The organism is Microcystis sp. 0824, assembly GCF_003112475.1.
In the GTDB taxonomy this organism is placed as follows: Bacteria; Cyanobacteriota; Cyanobacteriia; order Cyanobacteriales; family Microcystaceae; genus Microcystis; species Microcystis aeruginosa_C.
The window spans coordinates 1-637 of record NZ_BDSM01000056.1 but is presented as its reverse complement, the minus strand read 5'-3'; the positions used below and the strand labels follow the sequence as shown (position 1 = coordinate 637).

Below are 637 nucleotides of genomic sequence, written 5' to 3'. Positions count from 1 at the left end.
CTTACCCAGACAACATTCTCAATCCCCCAACCCTTTCTGACTTTCTCAATTTGTCCGCTTAAAGTAGCACCTTCTGAGGTGTTTCCTTCAAATACTTCTAATGCTATCGGACAACCCTTAGCTGAACATAACAAACCAAAAACTATCTGAGTTTCCCCTTTCTTTTTATCTCGATTATAACTATATTTTTCCAGTTCACAACCATTGCCTTCTAGGTAAGTAGAAGTGACATCATACAAGACTAATGTGCCTGATTCTAAGTGTTTAAGTGCTAGGTGTTTCTCAATTTTCTCTTGTTTTTCTAATAACCAATCTAAGGCGTTATATAATTCCTCTTCATCGGCTTTTTCTAAGTCTAACAATTGTCCTAAACTCTGACTGCCAGTCTCACTATTAAACCCTCTCGCTGTGGCTAGTTTCGATTTAGGATTGATGATTCTTGCCACAATCATCGCCACCACTAAGTTTCTGATTCGTGAGGATTTTTCACTGATTATTTTATCTAAACCCAATTTTTTAATCGTCTCTAAAATAGCCATTACATGACCATGAGGAAGACTTCTAATCACTTCAAAATGATTGGGAATGCCTTCATTCATGGACAGTGTTGCCCCTTTAAGAGCCAGTTTTAGATTGT

Annotated in this window: 1 pseudogene; it reads right to left on the bottom strand. The window is 37.4% G+C overall.

Features of this window, described 5'->3' with window-relative positions:
* A pseudogene (locus tag N0824_RS19065) lies at nt 1–637 on the bottom strand (tail length tape measure protein); the annotation flags it as partial.